Source organism: Streptomyces sp. NPDC053750, from assembly GCF_044544295.1.
In the GTDB taxonomy this organism is placed as follows: Bacteria; Actinomycetota; Actinomycetes; order Streptomycetales; family Streptomycetaceae; genus Streptomyces.
The window spans coordinates 349,279-366,535 of record NZ_JBITXB010000002.1 but is presented as its reverse complement, the minus strand read 5'-3'; the positions used below and the strand labels follow the sequence as shown (position 1 = coordinate 366,535).

General features: G+C 73.9%; 18 protein-coding genes. 11 read left to right on the top strand and 7 right to left on the bottom strand.

The window, feature by feature from the left end:
- Positions 1-50 precede the first annotated feature (50 nt).
- Positions 51-1,007, bottom strand: coding sequence for a GlxA family transcriptional regulator (locus ACIGO6_RS07085; RefSeq protein ID WP_399872443.1), 957 nt, complete (start codon positions 1,005-1,007; stop codon positions 51-53).
- Positions 1,008-1,078: 71 nt separating this feature from the next.
- Here ACIGO6_RS07085 and ACIGO6_RS07080 point away from each other — a divergent pair, with 71 nt between their 5' ends.
- The gene (locus tag ACIGO6_RS07080; RefSeq protein WP_399872440.1) at positions 1,079-2,029 is read left to right on the top strand and encodes an NADP-dependent oxidoreductase; all 951 of its coding nucleotides are present in this window, start codon (positions 1,079-1,081) and stop codon (positions 2,027-2,029) included.
- 76 nt (positions 2,030-2,105) lie between these two features.
- Here the strand turns inward: ACIGO6_RS07080 and ACIGO6_RS07075 are convergent, their stop codons facing one another.
- Complete coding sequence (locus tag ACIGO6_RS07075) at positions 2,106-3,059, bottom strand: ribose-phosphate diphosphokinase (RefSeq protein WP_399872437.1); 954 nt, start codon at positions 3,057-3,059, stop codon at positions 2,106-2,108.
- Between the two features lie 190 nt (positions 3,060-3,249).
- On the opposite strand from ACIGO6_RS07075, the gene otr(A) reads away from it, so the two are divergent.
- From otr(A) to ACIGO6_RS07060, 3 genes are all read left to right on the top strand, one after another.
- Positions 3,250-5,127, top strand: coding sequence for a tetracycline resistance ribosomal protection protein Otr(A) (otr(A), locus tag ACIGO6_RS07070; protein ID WP_399872435.1), 1,878 nt, complete (start codon positions 3,250-3,252; stop codon positions 5,125-5,127).
- Positions 5,128-5,256: 129 nt separating this feature from the next.
- Positions 5,257-5,925: a DUF4230 domain-containing protein gene (locus ACIGO6_RS07065; RefSeq protein ID WP_399872434.1), complete on the top strand. Its 669-nt coding sequence runs from the start codon at positions 5,257-5,259 to the stop codon at positions 5,923-5,925.
- 15 nt (positions 5,926-5,940) lie between these two features.
- Entirely contained in the window at positions 5,941-6,477 is a 537-nt protein-coding gene (locus ACIGO6_RS07060; RefSeq protein ID WP_399872431.1) for a VanZ family protein, read from the top strand.
- Positions 6,478-6,593: 116 nt separating this feature from the next.
- On the opposite strand, the gene ACIGO6_RS07055 is transcribed toward ACIGO6_RS07060, so the two are convergent.
- Together ACIGO6_RS07055 and ACIGO6_RS07050 are read right to left on the bottom strand one after the other, a co-directional pair.
- Positions 6,594-6,830: a hypothetical protein gene (locus ACIGO6_RS07055; protein WP_399872429.1), complete on the bottom strand. Its 237-nt coding sequence runs from the start codon at positions 6,828-6,830 to the stop codon at positions 6,594-6,596.
- 68 nt (positions 6,831-6,898) lie between these two features.
- Positions 6,899-7,708, bottom strand: coding sequence for an SDR family oxidoreductase (locus ACIGO6_RS07050; RefSeq protein WP_399872426.1), 810 nt, complete (start codon positions 7,706-7,708; stop codon positions 6,899-6,901).
- Between the two features lie 173 nt (positions 7,709-7,881).
- On the opposite strand from ACIGO6_RS07050, the gene ACIGO6_RS07045 reads away from it, so the two are divergent.
- The 4 genes from ACIGO6_RS07045 (at position 7,882) to ACIGO6_RS07030 (ending at position 12,266) form a co-directional block, all read left to right on the top strand.
- Positions 7,882-8,922, top strand: coding sequence for a PHP domain-containing protein (locus tag ACIGO6_RS07045; protein ID WP_399872423.1), 1,041 nt, complete (start codon positions 7,882-7,884; stop codon positions 8,920-8,922).
- Positions 8,923-8,976: 54 nt separating this feature from the next.
- Positions 8,977-9,633 carry an HAD family hydrolase gene (locus ACIGO6_RS07040; protein ID WP_399872420.1) on the top strand — a complete coding sequence of 219 codons (657 nt, stop codon included), beginning with the start codon at positions 8,977-8,979 and terminating at the stop codon, positions 9,631-9,633.
- Positions 9,634-9,694: 61 nt separating this feature from the next.
- Complete coding sequence (locus ACIGO6_RS07035; RefSeq protein ID WP_399872417.1) at positions 9,695-10,885, top strand: aromatic acid exporter family protein; 1,191 nt, start codon at positions 9,695-9,697, stop codon at positions 10,883-10,885.
- Positions 10,886-11,234: 349 nt separating this feature from the next.
- Complete coding sequence (locus tag ACIGO6_RS07030; protein ID WP_399872414.1) at positions 11,235-12,266, top strand: SDR family oxidoreductase; 1,032 nt, start codon at positions 11,235-11,237, stop codon at positions 12,264-12,266.
- A 43-nt stretch (positions 12,267-12,309) separates the two neighbouring features.
- On the opposite strand, the gene ACIGO6_RS07025 is transcribed toward ACIGO6_RS07030, so the two are convergent.
- A complete protein-coding gene (locus ACIGO6_RS07025) occupies positions 12,310-12,564 on the bottom strand; it encodes a hypothetical protein (RefSeq protein ID WP_399872411.1) in 255 nt (84 codons plus the stop codon).
- Between the two features lie 214 nt (positions 12,565-12,778).
- Between ACIGO6_RS07025 and ACIGO6_RS07020 the strand changes: the two genes are divergently transcribed.
- From ACIGO6_RS07020 to ACIGO6_RS07010, 3 genes are all read left to right on the top strand, one after another.
- Entirely contained in the window at positions 12,779-13,273 is a 495-nt protein-coding gene (locus ACIGO6_RS07020) for an FBP domain-containing protein (protein ID WP_399872408.1), read from the top strand.
- A 114-nt stretch (positions 13,274-13,387) separates the two neighbouring features.
- On the top strand, positions 13,388-14,644 hold the full coding sequence (locus tag ACIGO6_RS07015) for an aromatic acid exporter family protein (protein ID WP_399872406.1): 1,257 nt from the start codon (positions 13,388-13,390) through the stop codon (positions 14,642-14,644).
- 34 nt (positions 14,645-14,678) lie between these two features.
- Positions 14,679-15,734, top strand: a complete 1,056-nt coding sequence (locus tag ACIGO6_RS07010) for a hypothetical protein (protein ID WP_399872404.1) — start codon at positions 14,679-14,681, stop codon at positions 15,732-15,734.
- A 49-nt stretch (positions 15,735-15,783) separates the two neighbouring features.
- Here ACIGO6_RS07010 and ACIGO6_RS07005 read toward each other — a convergent pair whose 3' ends face one another.
- Positions 15,784-16,509 carry a DUF2470 domain-containing protein gene (locus ACIGO6_RS07005; protein WP_399872402.1) on the bottom strand — a complete coding sequence of 242 codons (726 nt, stop codon included), beginning with the start codon at positions 16,507-16,509 and terminating at the stop codon, positions 15,784-15,786.
- 106 nt (positions 16,510-16,615) lie between these two features.
- Positions 16,616-17,227, bottom strand: coding sequence for a TetR/AcrR family transcriptional regulator (locus tag ACIGO6_RS07000; protein WP_399872400.1), 612 nt, complete (start codon positions 17,225-17,227; stop codon positions 16,616-16,618).
- Between the last annotated feature and the right edge of the window lie 30 nt (positions 17,228-17,257).

Here is a 17,257-nt window from a genome sequence, read left to right as displayed (position 1 = left end):
CCGGCGGCCTCCGTCCGTCGCGCGTCGCCTCGCGCGGCCGGGCCCTCGGCTCAGCGCGTCGACTGGAACGTACGACGGTAGGCCTGGGGTGAGACGCCGATCGACGTGTGCAGATGCTGACGGAGTGAAGCGCCCGTGGCGAAACCGACGCGGCCCGCGATGCCGTCGACGGGCAGGTCCGTGGACTCCAGCAGGTGCCGGGCCCGGGCGACGCGCTGCTGGATGAGCCAGCGGCCCGGGCTCAGGCCCACCTCGTCGTGGAAGCGGCGGGCGAAGGTGCGCAGGCTCATCCGGGCGTGCGCGGCGAGGTCGGCCAGGGTCAGGGTCTCGCCGAGGTGGTCCAGGGCCCAGGCCCGGGTGGCGGCCGTGCTCGCGGCGCCCTGCTCGGGCACGGGCTGCTCGATGTACTGGGCCTGCCCTCCGTCGCGGAAGGGCGGCACCACGCAGCGACGGGCGACCTTGTTGGCCAGTTCCGTGCCGTGGTCCTCGCGGACGAGGTGGAGGCAGACGTCGACACCGGAGGCGGCGCCCGCCGAGGTGAGGATGCGGCCGTCCGCGACGAAGAGCACGTCCGGGTCGAGGGGGATGTGCGGGAACATCCGCCGGAACAGGTCGGCGAGCTGCCAGTGGGTGGTCGCCCGGCGGCCGTCGAGGAGCCCGGCGGCGGCCAGCACGAAGGCGCCGGTGCAGATGGAGACGAGGCGGGCGTCGGGACGGACGCGCGCGAGGGCGGCGATGACCTCGGGGGACGGCTCCGCGGTGACGCGGGAGGGCGAGACGGCGGCGATGACGACCGTGTCGGCCGTGGCCAGGACCTCCGGTCCGTGCTCCGGGGTGACGGTGAAGTCCGCCTGGGTGCGCACCGGGCGTCCGTCCACGGTGCAGGTGAGCACCTCGTACCGGCCGTCGGCGGCGCCGAGGATGCGGCTGGGGATGCCCAGCTCGAAGGGGTAGACGCCGTCGAGGGCGAGCACCACGACCCGTTCCGGATGCCTTGTCTGCCGCATGGCACGATCCTAGCGGAGATTGGCCATCGTGCCATTTCCCGGACAGGCGGTGCGGGGCAGGCTGAGTGACCATGAGCGATGTGGAGACCATGCGAGCCATCAGCCAGGACACCCTCGGCGGTCCCGAGGTCCTGAAGGAAGTACGGCTGGAGCGCCCGAAGCCGCGCCCGAACGAGGTGCTGGTGCGAGTGCGTGCCGCCGGAGTGAACCCGACCGACTGGAAGCACCGGGAGAACGGCGGCTTCCTCGGTGCGCCGCCCTTCGTGCTGGGCTGGGACGTCTCGGGCGTGGTGGAGGCGGTGGGGATCGGCGTCGCCGCGTTCCGTCCGGGCGACGAGGTCTTCGGCATGCTGTCCTACCCCTTCGGGCACGGCTCCCACGCCGAGTACGTCACCGCCCCGGCCCGTGCCTTCACGCACAAGCCCGCCGGGATCGACCACGTCCAGGCCGGGGCCCTCCCCCTGGTCTCGCTGACCGCCTGGCAGGCCCTCGTGGAGCGGGCGGACGTGCGGCAGGGTCAGCGGGTGCTGATCCACGCGGCGGCCGGCGGCGTGGGCCACGTGGCGGTGCAGATCGCCAAGGCCCGGGGCGCGTACGTGATCGGCACCGCCAGCGCCGGCAAGCACGCGTTCCTGCGCTCCCTCGGGGCGGACGAGACGGTGGACTACCGGGAGACGGACTTCACCGAGGTGGTGAAGGACGTCGACGTCGTCCTGGACACGATCGGCGGTGACACGTCCCTGCGTTCACTGCGCGTGCTGCGTCCCGGCGGGGTGGTGGTGTCGATCCTGCCGGTGGGGTCGGGCGAGTTCCACGAGGAGGCCGAGCGGCTCGGCGTGCGGGCGGTGCGGATGCTCGTCGACGCCGATCAGAGCGGCATGCGGGAGATCGCCGGCCTGGTCGAGTCGGGCGGGCTGCGGGCCACGATCGAGCGCACGTTCCCGTTGGCCGACGCGGCCGAGGCGCACGCACTCGGCGAGCGGGGCCGGACCACGGGCAAGCTCGTGCTGGTGGTCGACTGAGCTTGTTCTTTATCTACCGTCCGTGTCATGGGGCGGGGACGGTACATGCAGAACAAGCTGAGGGAGGCGCTCGGCGTCACCCGGCCGGCGGGGCGTCGAACAGGGCGCTGACCGACTCGCCGTTGTGGATGCGGCGCACGGCCTCGGCGAGCGCGGGGGCGATGGAGAGGATCCGCAGCTTCTCCGTGTGGTCGTCGGCGGGCACCGGCACGGTGTTGGTGCACACGATCTCCAGCACGTCCGGCTGCGCGCTGAGCCGCCCGAGCGCACCGGCCGCGAACAGCCCGTGCGTACAGGCGACCCGGATCGTGCGCGGCCCCGCCTCCCGCAGCCGGTCCAGGAGTTCGAGGACGGTGCTGCCCTTGGCGATCTCGTCGTCGAGCACGATGACGTCGCGCCCGGCGACATCCCCGATGACCGAGCTGATGCTGACCCGGTCGTCGGGGTACCGCTGCTTGGCGCCGGCCGCGACCCCGGCGCCGAGCATCCGGGCGAACGCGGCGGCCTCCTTGGCGTTGCCGAGGTCCGGTGAGACGACCGTGGTCCGGGACAGGTCGTACTGCCGGAAGTGCGCGGCCAGTTCGCGCAGGGCGTGGAGGTGGTCGACCGGGACCGGGAAGAAGCCGTGCACCTGGGGCGAGTGCAGGGTCATGGCGAGGACGCGGCTCGCGCCCGCCGCCCCGAGCAGGTCCGCCACCAGGCGCCCGCCCAGGGAGATGCGGGGCGCGTCCTTCTTGTCGGAGCGGGCGTAGGAGTAGTGGGGCAGGACGACGGTGATGCGGGCGGCGGACGCCCCGCGGGCCGCGTCGCACATCAGCAGCAGCTCGACCAGGTGCTCCTGGACCGGCTTGACCAGCGGCTGGATCAGGAAGACGTCCCGTTCCCGGCAGTTGGCCCGCAGCTGCACCTCCAGGCAGTCGTTGGCGAACCGGCTGACCCGGGTGGGGCTGAGGGGTACGCCCAGATGGGCGCAGACCTCATCGGCCAGCTCGGCGTGGGCACTACCGCTGAACACGGCGATGTCTCGCACGGACCGCTCCTCGCGTGATCCTGCCCGTCCGGGCTCCCAGCTTACGGAAATCCGCTTGCGGCGGGCCCGGGGGTGGGCGCCATGATGGCGCCGTCCGTGTTTCCTCAGGTCAGGATCCCTCGCATGCGCCGACTCCTCGGAATCACCCAGCGCCCCTTCCGGCCCACGGTTCCCGAGGACTCGACTCCGCATGCACATCCCGACCACCCTGAACATCGGCATCCTGGCCCACGTCGACGCCGGTAAGACCAGTCTCACCGAACGGCTGCTGTTCGACCACGGCGCGATCGACCGGCTCGGCAGCGTCGACGCCGGTGACACCCGTACGGACGACGGCGAGATCGAACGCCGCCGCGGCATCACCGTCCGCTCCGCCGTCGCCGCGTTCACCGTCGGCGACACCCAGGTCAACCTGATCGACACCCCGGGGCACTCCGACTTCGTCGCCGAGGTCGAGCGCGCCCTGGAGGTCCTGGACGGCGCGGTGCTGCTGCTGTCCGCCGTGGAGGGCGTACAGGCACGGACCCGCGTGCTGATGCGCACCCTGCGGCGGCTGCGGCTGCCCACGCTGGTGTTCGTCAACAAGATCGACCGGGTCGGCGCGCGCACCGAGGACCTGCTCGCCGACATCCGGCGCCGGCTGACGCCCCACGTCGCACCGCTGACGGAGGCGACCGGCGCCGGCACACCGCGGGCGCGGGTCGCGCGCCGCCCCCTGGACGCGCGGACCGCCGAGGCGCTCGCGGAGGTCGACCCGGCGGTCCTTGCGGCGCTGGTGGACGGCCCCGAGCCGACCGCCGGGGACCTCGCCGCCGCGCTCGCCGCCCGCACCGCCGACGGCTCCTTCCACCCGCTGTACTTCGGCTCGGCGATCGGCGGCCAGGGCGTGGCGGAGCTGGCCCGGGACCTGGTGCGGCTGGTCCCGGCCGCCTCGCCGGCGGCGTCCGGCACCGGGGCACCGCGCGGCACGGTGTTCGCCGTACGCCCCGGTCCCGACGGTGAGCGGACGGCGTATCTGCGGCTGTACGAGGGCGAGGTGCGCCCGCGCCGACGGCTGACGTTCCTGCGGCGCGAGTCGGACGGGCGGACCTCCGAGGTCTCCGGCCGGGTGACCCGCCTCGATGTGGTCGGCGGGGCCGAGAGGCTCACCGCCGGGAACATCGCCGCCGTCACCGTGCCGGGCGGCCTGCGCGTCGGCGACCGGCTCGGCGGCCTCACCGACCGCGCCCCGCAGTTCGCGCCGCCGACCCTGCAGACCCTGGTCCGGGCACGCCGTCCCGAGCAGGCGGCGGCGCTGCGGTCGGCCCTGCTGGCGCTGGCCGACCAGGACCCCCTGCTGCACGCCCGCCCGGAGGCGTCCGGCGCCACCGCCCTGCTGCTGTACGGCGAGGTCCAGATGGAGGTGCTCGCGGCGACGCTGGCCGGGGAGTTCGGCATCGAGACGGAGTTCGCGCCCGGGCGCGTCCGGTTCCTGGAGCGCCCGGCGGGCACCGGTGAGGCCGCGGACGAGATGCCGTGGCTCGACAACACCCGGTACTGGGCGACGATCGGGCTGCGCGTCGAGCCGGGGCCGCGCGGTTCGGGCGGCGTGTTCACCTACGAGACGGAACTCGGCGCGCTCCCCCGCGCCTTCCACCAGGCCGTCGAGGAGACGGTCCACGCCACGCTGCGGACCGGCCTGACCGGCGCCGCGGTCACGGACTACCGGGTCACCCTGACCCGCTCCGGCTTCAGCTCGCCGGTCAGCACGGCCGCCGACTTCCGCGGGCTGACCCCGATCGTGCTGCGCAGGGCGCTGCGGCGGGCGGGGACCCTGCTGTACGAGCCGTACCACGCCTTCGAGGTGGAGATCCCGCCGGACACCCTGGCCCCGGTGACGGCCCGGCTCGCCTCGCTGGGCGCGGACTTCACCGGTACGACGGGCGACGACCGCGCCTGGCTGATCACCGGCGAGCTGCCGGCCCGGCGGGTGCGGGAGGCCGAGCTGCGGCTGCCGGGGCTCACCCGCGGCGAGGCGGTGTGGTCGTCCCGCCCGTCGGGCGACCGGCCGCTGAGGGCGACGCCCTGACGGTCCGTCGCGCCGACGGGCGTCGCGCGTGCGCCCCTCCTCACCTCCGTGCGACTCGTCCGCCGCCAACATCCCTGCCTGGTACGGCAGATGGCGGGCATGCGGACAGTAGGAAGGAGGGCCGTCGCCATGACGACTCCCGTCAGGAACCTCCCCCGGCGCCTGCCCGGCTGGGCGAAGGTGGTGAGCGCGATCGTGCTGGTGCTCGTCGTGCTGTTCGCGGGGCTCCGGCTGAGTGTCGTACCGGGTCTGAAGGACCTGTTCGGCACCGAGACCCAGGACCGTTCGGGCCCCGCGCTGCTGAAGTCCATCCAGGACATCAGCCGTTACGAGGCCGCGTCCGGGAACTTCCAGGTCGTCGTGGACCTGGAGAAGGACGCCAAGCTCCTGCCCGACGCGATCCGCGGCACCCGCACCCTGTACGTGGGTGCGGGCACCGTCGACGCCTTCGTCGACCTCGGGAAGGTGGGCGAGGACGACGTGACGGTGAACGACGACCGCACCTCGGCGACCCTGCGGCTGCCGCACGCCGCGCTCGGCGAGCCGGCCCTCGACCCCGAGCGCTCCTACGCCGTGTCCAAGCAGCGCGGGCTCCTCGACCGTCTCGGTGATCTGTTCTCGGACAACCCGAACGGCGAGCAGGCCGTGCAGAAGCTCGCGGCACGGCACATCGGCGACGCGGCGAAGGACAGCGAACTCAGGGCGCGCGCCGAGAGCAACACCACGGCGATGCTGCAGGGCCTGCTGCGCTCACTCGGCTTCGAGCAGGTGCGGGTGGCCTACGGACAGGGACGTTGACGACTGGAGGACCTCATGGCTCGTGCCGTCTCAGGACCGCGCTCCCTACTGCGCCCCCGCGCCGCCAAGGCCGAGGCCGCCCCTCACGAAAGGCGCCCGCTCCCCCTGCCCCTGCGCCTGCTCGCGACGCTGTGCGCGTTCGTGTTCATGGTGGCGTTCGCGGTGGTGCTGGCACGGCTGACCCTGCATCCGTCCCCCGCGTCGGAGGCGCTGACCCACACCAATCTGCATCCCGGCCGTTCGCTGCGGGCCTACCTGGACCAGCCCGCGCTGCGGGACGCGGTCAAGCAGATCGGCGGCAACGTCCTGCTGGGCGTCCCGTTCGGCGTACTGGTGCCGGTCGTCGCCCCGCGCACGCGCGGGCTGCTGCGCGTACTGCTGCTGACGGCGGTCGTCATGCTGCTGGTGGAGTTCGCGCAGGGCGCCCTGGTCACCGGGCGGGCCTTCGACATCGACGACGTCATCCTCAACACCACGGGCGCGTTGATCGGTTACGTGCTCCTGGGCCGACGGCTGAGCCGCGCGGTGCACGCACGGCGGCCCCGGACATGAGGGTGCCCGCACATCGGCAGCGGCGGGTCGGCGGACGGCACACCGGCCCGGCCGACGGCATCCGGCTTCGGGCCCGGACCCGCGGGGGCGGCGCCGGACGGGCCCCGGGCCTCGGCCTAGTGCACCGTCCAGGTGAACTTGTCGCCGCCGACCCAGCGGACCACGTCCGGGTCGTCCAGGTCGTGAACCGTGATGCCGAAGGCCGCGGCGGCTTCCAGTACGTCGGTGATGGCCCTGGCCTCGCCGACGACCTGGCCGTCGATTTCCACGATCCGGAACGGCGGCGTGCCCGGTTGCACCCGGAGCACGAGGATCCGCGGACTGCCGATGTGCGGGGTCGCGATTTCGGTCATGCATCGAGGGTAGGCCGCAACCCGCGGTAGTGGTCGGCCGGGCCGCGAACGGGTGCGGGCGCGGGGTCTCAGGGACGCCGCCAGTCGTCGCCGGTCAGATGCGACCCGGCCATCGGACCCATCCGGAGCATGCCGCCGTCCACGCTCCAGGACGCGCCGGTGACGTACGAGGCGTCGGGCCCGGCGAGGAAGGCGATCACCGCGGCGACCTCGCGGGCGTCGCCGGGCCGGCCGAGGGGGACGCCGGGGCGGTGCTCGCCGTGCGGGTCGGTGTCCTCCTGGCCGGTCATGGGCGTGGCGATCTCGCCGGGGGCCACCGCGTTCACGGTGATGCCGTGCTCGGCGAGCTCGATCGCCATGACCTGTGTGAGCAGGCCGAGTCCGCCCTTGGCCGCGCAGTACGGGGCGGCGCCCACCCGCGGCTGGTGCTCGTGCACGGAGGTCACGTTGACGATCCGGCCGCCGCCGCCCTGCCGGATCATGCGCCGGGCGGCCTTCTGCCCGCACAGGAAGGGGCCGGCCAGGTCGACGTCCAGGACGTGCCGCAGGTCGTCGAGGCCCAGGTCGAGGAAGGGCGTGGCGGTGCCCGTACCCGCGTTGTTGACCAGGACGTCGATCCGGCCGAGCCGTTCGCACAGCTCGTCCACCGTCTCCGCGGCCTCCGGCAGCCGAGTCAGGTCCACCCGGGCGGTCTCGGCCCGGCGTCCCAGGGCACGGACCTCCTCGGCGGTGCGCTCGGCGCCCTTCTCGTCGGTGTGCCAGGTGACGCCGATGTCCATGCCCGCCTCGGCCAGGCGTACGGCCGTGGCGCGGCCGATGCCGGAGTCGGAACCGGTGATCACGGCCACCTTGGCGTCGGGTGCGGCAGGGCTGGGCATGACGGGCCTCCTCGGGGGCGCGGAGCGGGTCGACCGGGCGTCCGGGCCGGGGCGTCGGTGACGGGACACCAGGGGCGTCGCAGTACCCGGGTGGGTCGGGGACAAACCGCCCGGCCCGTCGTGCGGTCTTTGGAGCGCTGGGGAACCCTGGAGGTCCGAGGGAGGAGATGGCCATGGACCCCGTCGAGGCGCTGGAGCGGATCGCCTTCCTGCTGGAGCGGTCGCAGGCGCCGACGTACCGCGTCCGTGCCTTCCGTACCGCCGCCCGGGTGCTGGGCGGGCTGAGCGCCGAGGAGCTGCGCGAGCGGGCCGGGGCGGCCGGCTCGCTGGAGTCGCTGAAGGGCGTCGGGCCGAAGACGGCGCAGGCGGCGCGCGAGGCGCTGGCCGGCCAGGTGCCCGGCTACCTGGAGAAGCTGGAGGGCGAGGCGGACACCCCGCTCGCCCGGGGCGGTGAGGAGCTGCGGAAGCGGCTGCGCGGCGACTGCCACCTGCACTCCGACTGGTCGGACGGCGGCAGCCCCATCGAGGAGATGGGCCGGGCCGCGGCGGCGCTGGGGCACGAGTGGGCGGCGCTGACCGACCACTCGCCGCGGCTGACGGTGGCACGCGGTCTCTCCCCCGCGCGGCTGCGCGAACAGCTGGACGTGGTGGCGGAGCTCAATGAGACCTGGGCGCCGTTCCGGCTGCTGACCGGCATCGAGTGCGACATCCTCGAGGACGGCTCACTGGACCAGGAACCGGAGCTGCTGGAGCGGCTGGACGTCGTGGTGGTGTCCGTGCACTCCAAGCTGCGGATGGACGCCCGCTCGATGACGCGCCGCATGGTGACCGCCGTACGCGATCCGCACGCGGACATCCTCGGGCACTGCACGGGGCGGTTGCTGACCGGGCGGGGACGGCCGGAGTCGGAGTTCGACGCGGACGCGGTGTTCGCCGCCTGCGCGGAGTCCGGCACGGCCGTGGAGATCAACAGCCGGCCGGAGCGGCTCGACCCGCCGCGACGGCTGCTGCGCCGGGCGGTGGAGGCGGGCGTGCTGTTCTCGGTCGACACCGACGCGCACGCGCCCGGGCAGCTGGACTGGCAGATCCACGGGTGCGCGCGGGCCGAGGAGTGCGGGGTGCCCGCGGAGCGGGTGGTCACCACGTGGTCGCTGGACGCGCTGCTGGGCTGGACCGGGCAGGGGCGCACGCCGGCCGGAGTGGCGGGGCGCTGACGTGGTACCCGCCGGGCGCAGCACGGACAGGAACGGACAGGAAGGGAACAGTGCATGGACCGGGCGGCCGTGTTCGACGTCGACGGGACTCTCGTCGACACCAATCACCTGCACGTCGTCACGTGGTGGGAGGCGTTCCGGCAGGCGGGTCACCGGGTGCCGATGCACGCGGTCCACCGGGCCGTCGGCCTCGCCTCCACCGACCTCGTCGGACATCTGCTGGGCGAGGACCGGGACAAGGACCGGGACGCGGAGCTGAGCGCCGCGCACAAGGCGCTGTACGGGCAGTACTTCGACCGGCTGCCCGCGCTGCCGGACGCCGGGAACCTGCTGCGCCGCCTGGCCGGCGACGGCTGGCAGGTGGTCCTCGCCACCTCGGCGGGCGGCCCGGAGCTGGAGGCGCTGCGGCGGGCGATCGACGCGGACGACGCGATCGCCGCCACCGCGAGCGCCGACGACGTCGACGCGGGCAAGCCGGCGCCCGAGCCGGTGGAGCACGCCCTGGAGCTGGCCGGGGTGCCGCCCGAGCGGGCGGTCTTCGTCGGTGACACCGTCTGGGACATGCTCGCGGGCAGCAGGGCCGGGGTGCGGTGCGTGGCCGTACTCTGCGGCGGCCTGCCCCGTGCCGACCTGGAGGAGGCGGGCGCGGACGCGGTCTACGCCGACCCGGCCGACCTGCTGGCCTCCCTGCGGCGGAGCCCGTTCGCATGAGTGGTCGTGTCGTACGTCCCGTCGGGGCGTGTCGGCCGGTCGGCCGGGCATCCGGCGCCGTATGACCGCTGTGACACGTTCCGTCAGGGAGGCGCTTCGGGGGCGGCGGCCGGTGGCCGCGGTGTGGTGGGAGGCGTGTGCCGTCGGGCGGGCCGTCCGGGCCGCCTGGCAGGGGCCGGGACGGGAACGCGACCTGGTCGTGCAGTCGCTGAAGGCCGCGGGAGCGGCCCTGATCGCCTGGGCCGTGGCAGGCGTCTGGCTGGACGATCCGATGGCGCTGATGGCGCCCTGGGTGGCGCTCGTCCTGGTCCAGGCCACCGTCTACAGCTCGGTGCAGCAGGCCGGGCAGCAGTTCGCGGCGATCTGCGCGGGAGCCCTGGCGGCGTCGGCGGCGCAGGCGATCACGGAGGACAACACGGGGGCACTGGTGCTGTGCCTGCCCGTGCTGATGCTGATCGCGAACTGGTCCCGCTTCGGCCGGCAGGGCATCTACGCGGCCACCACCGCCGTGTTCGTCCTGGCCTCCGGCACGGCCGTCTCGGCCTCCGCGGTGGGTCACCGGGTGGGTCAGGCGGCGCTCGGCGCGGTCATCGGCGTGGCGGTCAACGCCTTCGTGCTGCCGCCGATCCATCTGCGGGACGTACGCGAGAACCTGGCGGCGCTGGCCCGGGAGGCGGGCGACGTCCTGCACTCCGTCGCCGCGGACCTGCGGGAGACCGAGTGGGACGCGCAGACCGCGGCCGCCTGGTCGAACGACGCCGCGCGGCTGCGACGGCGGCTGGACGCGCTGTACTCGGCCCGGTCCTGGAGCCGGGAGAGCCTGCGCCTGACCTCCGGGCCGCTGCGCCGGCTGCACCGCGCGCCGACCGCCGTCCCGCCCGAGGACGAGGACCAGCGGTTCGGTCGCGTCACCGACACCGTCACGGCGCTGACCCGGACGCTGGCGGTGGCGGCCGACGAGCACCGGACGCCGGCCCCGCCCGAGGGCCCGGTGCTGGACCTGTACGCGCGGCTGCTCCAGCTGATCGGGGACGCCTGCCACGCGGAGGCCGGCCGGCTGCTGGGCGAGGCCGTCGGGGACGGTCGGGAGGAGGCGACGGAGGCGACGATGGAGGAACTGCACCGGCGGTTGCAGGACGGGCTGCGCGAGCACGCCGGGCAGGGGGCCGCGCGGACCGCGGTCCTCGGCACGCTGCTGCTGCAGGCCGAGAACCTGTGGGCCGAGATCGTTCCGGAGCCCCGGACGCGGTGACGCGGATCACCCCACATCACGACAGACGGGGGAACACCGGGCGGGCCGTCCCCGTTGAAGAGGGCGTGGGTACGGACGGGACAGTGTCCCCGGGCCTCACCTATCGCCCACAGGGACGATCGTTCGGCTGAAGCCCTGTGGAGCCCTTCGCCGAGAGGCGACCGCCGTCCGTATCCACCTCGTACCGCCCCGATCGTGATTCCCCCGTCGCGGTCGGGGCTTCTCCTTGTCCGCCTCTTGTCCGCCTCCCGGTCTGGCCCCCGCCTGTCCGTCTCCCCGTGTGCCTCCTCGGCGGGGCGGGGTACCCGGTGACCTCCGTACGGGTGACAGCGGCCGAGAGGAGCACAGGGTGAGCAGCGGAACGGGCAGCAGGGTCGTGGTCACGGGCGCCACGGGCAATGTGGGCACCAGTGTGGTGCGGCTTCTCTCCGAGGACCCGGAGGTGGGGTCCGTCCTGGGACTGGCCCGGCGGATTCCCGAGTGGTCCCCGGCGAAGACGGAGTGGGCCGCCGTCGACCTCGCCTCGGATCAGGCCGACCTGACCGGACACTTCGCCGGCGCGGACGCCGTGGTGCATCTGGCCTGGGCCTTCCAGCCGACGCACGACCCGGCGAGGACCTGGCGCACCAACGTGCTCGGCTCCATCCGGGTGTTCGAGGCGGTGGCTGCGGCGGGGGTGCCGGCGCTGGTGCACGCCTCGTCGGTCGGCGCGTACTCGCCGGGGCCGAAGGACCACGCGGTGGACGAGTCGTGGCCGACGCACGGCTGGCCGGACGCCGCGTACTGCCGGGAGAAGGCCTATCTGGAACGCGCCCTGGACACCTTCGAGCGGGACCATCCGGGGATCCGGGTGGTCCGGATGCGGCCGGCCTTCCTCTTCAAGCGGGAGTCGGCCAGCGAGCAGCGCCGCATCTTCGGCGGCCGTTTCCTGCCGGGTCCGGCCGCGCGTCCGGACCTCCTGCCCTTCCTGCCGGACATTCCCGGGCTGCGGGTACAGGCGTTGCACACCGACGACGCGGCGAACGCCTACCGGCTGGCGGTGCGCTCCGAGGACGCCCGGGGCCCCTTCAACCTCGCGGCGGAGCCGCCGGTCGACGCGGGGCTGCTGGGCGAGATGTTCGGCGCGCGTCCGGTGCGGCTGCCCCGTACGGCGGCCCGCTCGGCCATCGCCGCAGCGTGGGGGCTGCGGCTGCTGCCCGCCTCCCCGCACCTGTTCGACGCGGTGCTGCGGCTGCCGCTGATGGACTGCACGCGGGCCCGGGCCGAGCTGGGCTGGCATCCGGTGCACACGGCCACGGAGGTGCTGGAGGAGTTCCTGCTGGGCCTGCAGCAGGGCGCGGGCGCGGACACGGAGCCCCTGCGGGGGCGCAAGGTCGGCTGAGCGCCCGTACCCGACGAGACGGACCCGACGAGTCGTCCGCCCGTCAGCCGGAGGACTCGTCGGGCACCGGGTGCTCGGGGTGTACGGCGCCGGAGTGCGGCGCGCCCTGCCGGCCCGTCCCCGCCTCGTCCGTGTCGGGGACGTCGTCGGTGTCGGTCTCGGCGCCGGCGTCGGCGTCGGCGTCGGCGTCCGCGTCGGTCTCCCACGGGTCGTCGCCGGTGCCGGCCTGCTGGTCCGGAAGGTCCCGCGGAACGGGGGCTCCGTTCTCGCCCGGTCCTTCGAGGCGGTGATCGGTCACGGCGCGCTCCCTTTCCACGGCGGCGGTCCTCTGGGCGTGTGAACGACATCGGGTACCTCCTGAGTGAGCGGCGAAACCCCGCGGCGGGTCCACGCCCGGTCCCGCGGCGAAATCCACTGGCGTCCGCCCGCCGCGCCTATCTACGCTAGGCGGAAACCTAGGAGCCCTAGGATTCTTCACACTCATTCGTTTCACACCCCCATGGGAGACACCCGTGAGAGCCCTCACCGAGCAGGACATCCGCACCTCGTTCATCAACTGCTCGAAGGGCGAGGCCAAGCGGCTGGCCGTGCCCCGCGACCTCGGCGAGCGCCCCTGGGACGATCTCGACTTCCTGGGCTGGCGGGATCCGGGCGCCCCCGACCGCAGCTATCTCGTCACCGACCAGGGCGGGCGCCTCACCGGTGTGGCCCTGCGTTTCCAGCCGGCCCAGCGGGGCTTCTTCCAGCGCAGCATGTGCGCGCTGTGCCTGACGACCCATCCGCGGGGCGGCGTGTCGCTGATGACCGCGCGCAAGGCGGGTCCGGCCGGCCGCGAGGGCAACTCGGTCGGCCTGTACATGTGCACCGACCTCGCCTGTTCCCTGTACCTGCGAGGCAGGAAGGCCTCGGAGAGCGTCGCCCGCTTCGAGGAGAGTCTCACCCTGGAGGAGCAGATCGCCCGGACCCTGGGCAACCTGTCCGCCTTCCTCACCAAGGTGGCCGCCTGACGATCACGGATGTGCGGCGCCGTACGGCGCGTGAGAACCGCCCCGTCCCCCTTTGTCCGGTTACGGTCCTGTCCGGATACGTTCGAGGCGCCCGGCGAAGGGAACAGCCCGAGGATGCGGGATGTACGTGAGACGGTGGCGTCCGCGCTGCGGCGGGTGAAGTGGCTCAGGGACCCCCTGGTCGTCCAGGCGCTGCGGTCGGCCGCCGCGGCCTCGATCGCCTATGTCATCGCGGTGCGGCTGAGCCCCGACAAGTCGGCGGCGCCGCTCACCGCACCCCTGACCGCGCTGCTGGTCGTCCAGGTCACCCTGTACGCCACGCTCAAGATGAGCTTCCGCCGGGTGAACGCGGTGGTGGCCGGTGTCCTGGTCGCCATCGTCTTCAGTGCGGTGGTGGGACTCAGCTGGTGGAGTCTGGCCCTGGTGATCGTGGCCGCGCTGGGCGTGGGACACCTGGTGCGGGCGCACGAGTTCGTGGCCGAGGTGGCGATCAGCGCGATGCTGGTGCTCGGGGTGACCTCGCACGGGACCCTGGCGTGGGCCCGGGTGGTGGAGACCCTGATCGGGGCGATCGTCGGACTGGTCTTCAACCTGATCTTCGCCCCGCCGGTGTGGGTGGAGCAGGCGGGCGAGTCGATCGAGGGGCTGGCCCGACGGGTGCGGCAGCTGATGCTGCGCATGGGTGAGGAGGCCGCCCGGAACACGCCGTTCCACGAGGCGGCGGCGCGGCTGCACGAGGCCCGCCGCCTCGACCACGACATCGCCGAGGTGGACGAGGACCTCCGGCAGGCGGAGGACAGCCTGCGGCTCAATCCCCGCGTCCGCGAGGGGCTGCTGCACCGGGTGGTGCTGCGCACCGGTCTGGACACCCTGGAGATCTGCACGGTGGTGCTGCGGGTCCTCGCCCGCACCTTCACCGACCTCGCGAAGGAACGCGAACCGGAGCCCCTGTTCCCGCCCGCGACGGGCGCCGCCATCGAGCAGCTCCTGTCCGAGATCGCCGACGCCGTGGTCAGCTTCGCGGTGCTGGTCACCACCAGCGCCAGCGACGACGCCGAGTCCGCCGAGGAACGCCTCTCCGCCCAGCTGCGGCAGGCCGCGGTCACCCGGGACAAGCTGGCGCAGCTGCTGCTGGAGGAGGTCCGGCGCCACCCCCTGCACTGGCAGCTGCAGGGTGCGGTGCTGACCGAGGTCAACCGCATCATCGACGAGATGGACACCGAGCACCGTTCGCGCCGGCTCCTGGAGGAGCTGGACCATCACACGCGCGAGCAGCGCGAACGCATGCCGCGGCTGACCGGTCTGCGGGACCGGGTGCGGTCGCGGCGCCGGGAGCGGAACCGGACCGCCGCCGCGCGTCGTTCCCCTTGAGGAAGGGTGAGCGACGACCTGAGGGGGCGTACGGATGACCGACACCGGCGTGCGGATCGACGGGAACACACTGCGAATGCCGGGCGGTGCGGCGGTGCGCTTCATCCGCACCCTGCGGCTGCCCGAGACGGGCACCCATCCGCTGCCGCCGGGGCTCGGCGAGTTCCCGGTCCGCCGGGTCGCCGACCACGCCGACAGCGTGCCCGAGGCGTGGCGGGCGCGTGGCGGCGTGATGCTGCCGGTGTACCTGCGTGAGGCCATGTGGCTGAGTTTCGCGGGCACGACGGAGCCGGCGGCGCTCCAGGTCGGGGTGGGCAAGGTGTGCGCGGTCTCGGGCAGGCCGTGGAGCGACCGGCTCTCCCGCGACCCGCAGAACTACGTGGTCCTCCCCCGCCAGCCCTGGCTGGACGGCATCAACTCCGGGACCGGGACGGTACGCCAGTTCGTGGCGGTGCCGCTGGGGCTGGGGGCGACCGTCGAAGGCCAGGTCACCGGCGAGGAGGTCTGGGGCGGGGTGCAGTTGCAGTCCTTCCGGCTGGGCGACCGGGAGCTGGCCCGCTGGCGGGAGGAGGAGCGGCGGCGGGCGGAGTTCGCGCGCCGCGCGGCGGCCCGGTCGGGCGGCGCCTTCGGTGCCGCGATGCCGATGTCCGCGCCGCCCGCGCCGGGTGCCGCTCCGGCGCCCCCCGGTGCGGCCCGGCCCCGGTCGGCTCCGGCGATGGGGCTCGGCGTCGGAGGTTCCATGCGGCAGGAGGTCTACCGCGACGAACGGCCGCCGTCGGACTGGGCCGAGCGGCCCGAGGGCCGGGTCTTCGTGCACCTGGTGACGCCTCCCGAGTGGCGGCGCATCACGGGCGAGGAGCCGCCGCCGTCCCCGGTGGACCGCGCCGCGTACACGCGGGCCGGTCTGCCCTGGTACGACTACTACGACCAGGACGCCCACGACCTCGCGCCCACCGGGCCGCTCCAGGACGTCAAGCCGGTCGGGGACTGGATCGGCGACGATCACGAGCCGTGGCAGGCGCCCGCACCTCAGCAGGTGAAGCCGCTGGGGGACGCGCCGGGCGCACCGGTGGAGGACGGGGACTGGTAGACGCGGCCGAGGCACCGGCGAACCGCGGGCGGTGGGGGCGCCGTTCGCCTCACCCGTCGCCCTCCGTGCGCTGCCGCTGCAGGGCCCGGGGGCACGACGCCGCGCTCGCCTGCGCCAGCAGCACGTGCATGCGCTCGGTGAGCTGTGCGACGTCGTCGGCGGGTGCGTGGAACGGCAGTCGTACGTCGCCGTGGGCGCGGGCGCGTTCGATGCGCAGCGTCAGTCCGTGCCGGTCGACGGCGAGCGGCCGCACCCGGACCGCGCCGTGCAGGCTGTCGGCGTCGACGAGCCGGGTGAGCCGCTCCACCGCGTCGCCGTGGCAGTCGGAGAGATGGGTCAGCAACCGCGCCTCCGCCGTGGCCAACGGGTCGGGTGCGGCGGCGGTGAACTCGTCGACGTCCACCACCACGGCGCCGGAGGGCCGACGGAGCACCACCCGTGTGGGCCGGAAGGCCAAGTGGCCGTCCTCCAGGGCGAACCAGCCCGCGAGCCAGAGCCGGGCCCTGATCCGCCCCCGCACCGGGACGGGCGCGACGTCGGCGAACTCGAGCACGGCGGACGGCTCCCCGCGGGGCGCACAGAGGGCCGCCGCGACCAGGGCGCTGTCCTCGGGCACGTGCAGGAGTACCCGGCCGTCGTCGGCCACGGTGTGCGCGCCGACGAACTCCTCGCGGCCGCCCTCCGCGGTCACCGCGCAGGACCAGGCGGCGGCGAGCACGGAGCGGGCCTGCTCCGCCGCGGCGGGCGCGGCCGTCCAGGTGTGGTGGTCACCCATCCCCAACCTCCGTCATCACTTCATGGGGTGCAGTTCCTTAGGTAAGGCTTGCCTAACCTATCGGAGATCGGGGTGTGCGCCAACCAGGACCCTCACAACAGACCCTTCAGGGTGACGCGATCGCACCCAACAGGGCCCGCGCACACAGGTCGCGCACCTGCTCCCGGGTCGGCTCCGGATCCCGCAGCCACTCCAGGCACACCGCGGTGGTGAAGGCCAGCCAGCCACGCACCGCCAGCCGCACGTCGGTCCGCTCCTCGAAGGCCGGACCGAACTCCGGGTCGGCGGCCAGGGCGGCGAGGATCTGCCGTTCCTGCGCGGCGAGCGCCTGCCGGTAGACCCGCCGCACGGCCTGGTCGCCGGTAGCGTCGGCGCGATGGAAGGCCCGGTAGCCGTGCGCGTGGGCCTGTACGTACTCCAAATACGCGTCCAGGCCGGCGGTGAGCTGCTCGCGGACCGGCACGCCGGGCACGGCCGCCGTCATCCGCAGCATGCGGTCGCTCTCGCGCTCGACGACCGCAGCGAAGAAGTCCCGTTTGCCCGGGAAGTAGTGGTACAGCAGCCCACGGGAGACCCCGGCGATCTCGGCGACCCGCTCGATCCACACGTCGTCGTAGGGACTCTCCGAGAACAGCCGCGCGCCCACCGAGAGCAGTTGCTCCCGACGCTCCTCGGTGCTGAGCCGACGGCGCGTGCGCCCGCCCTGGTTCGCGGCCATGCCCGCACCTTACTTGACGCGGGTTCAACA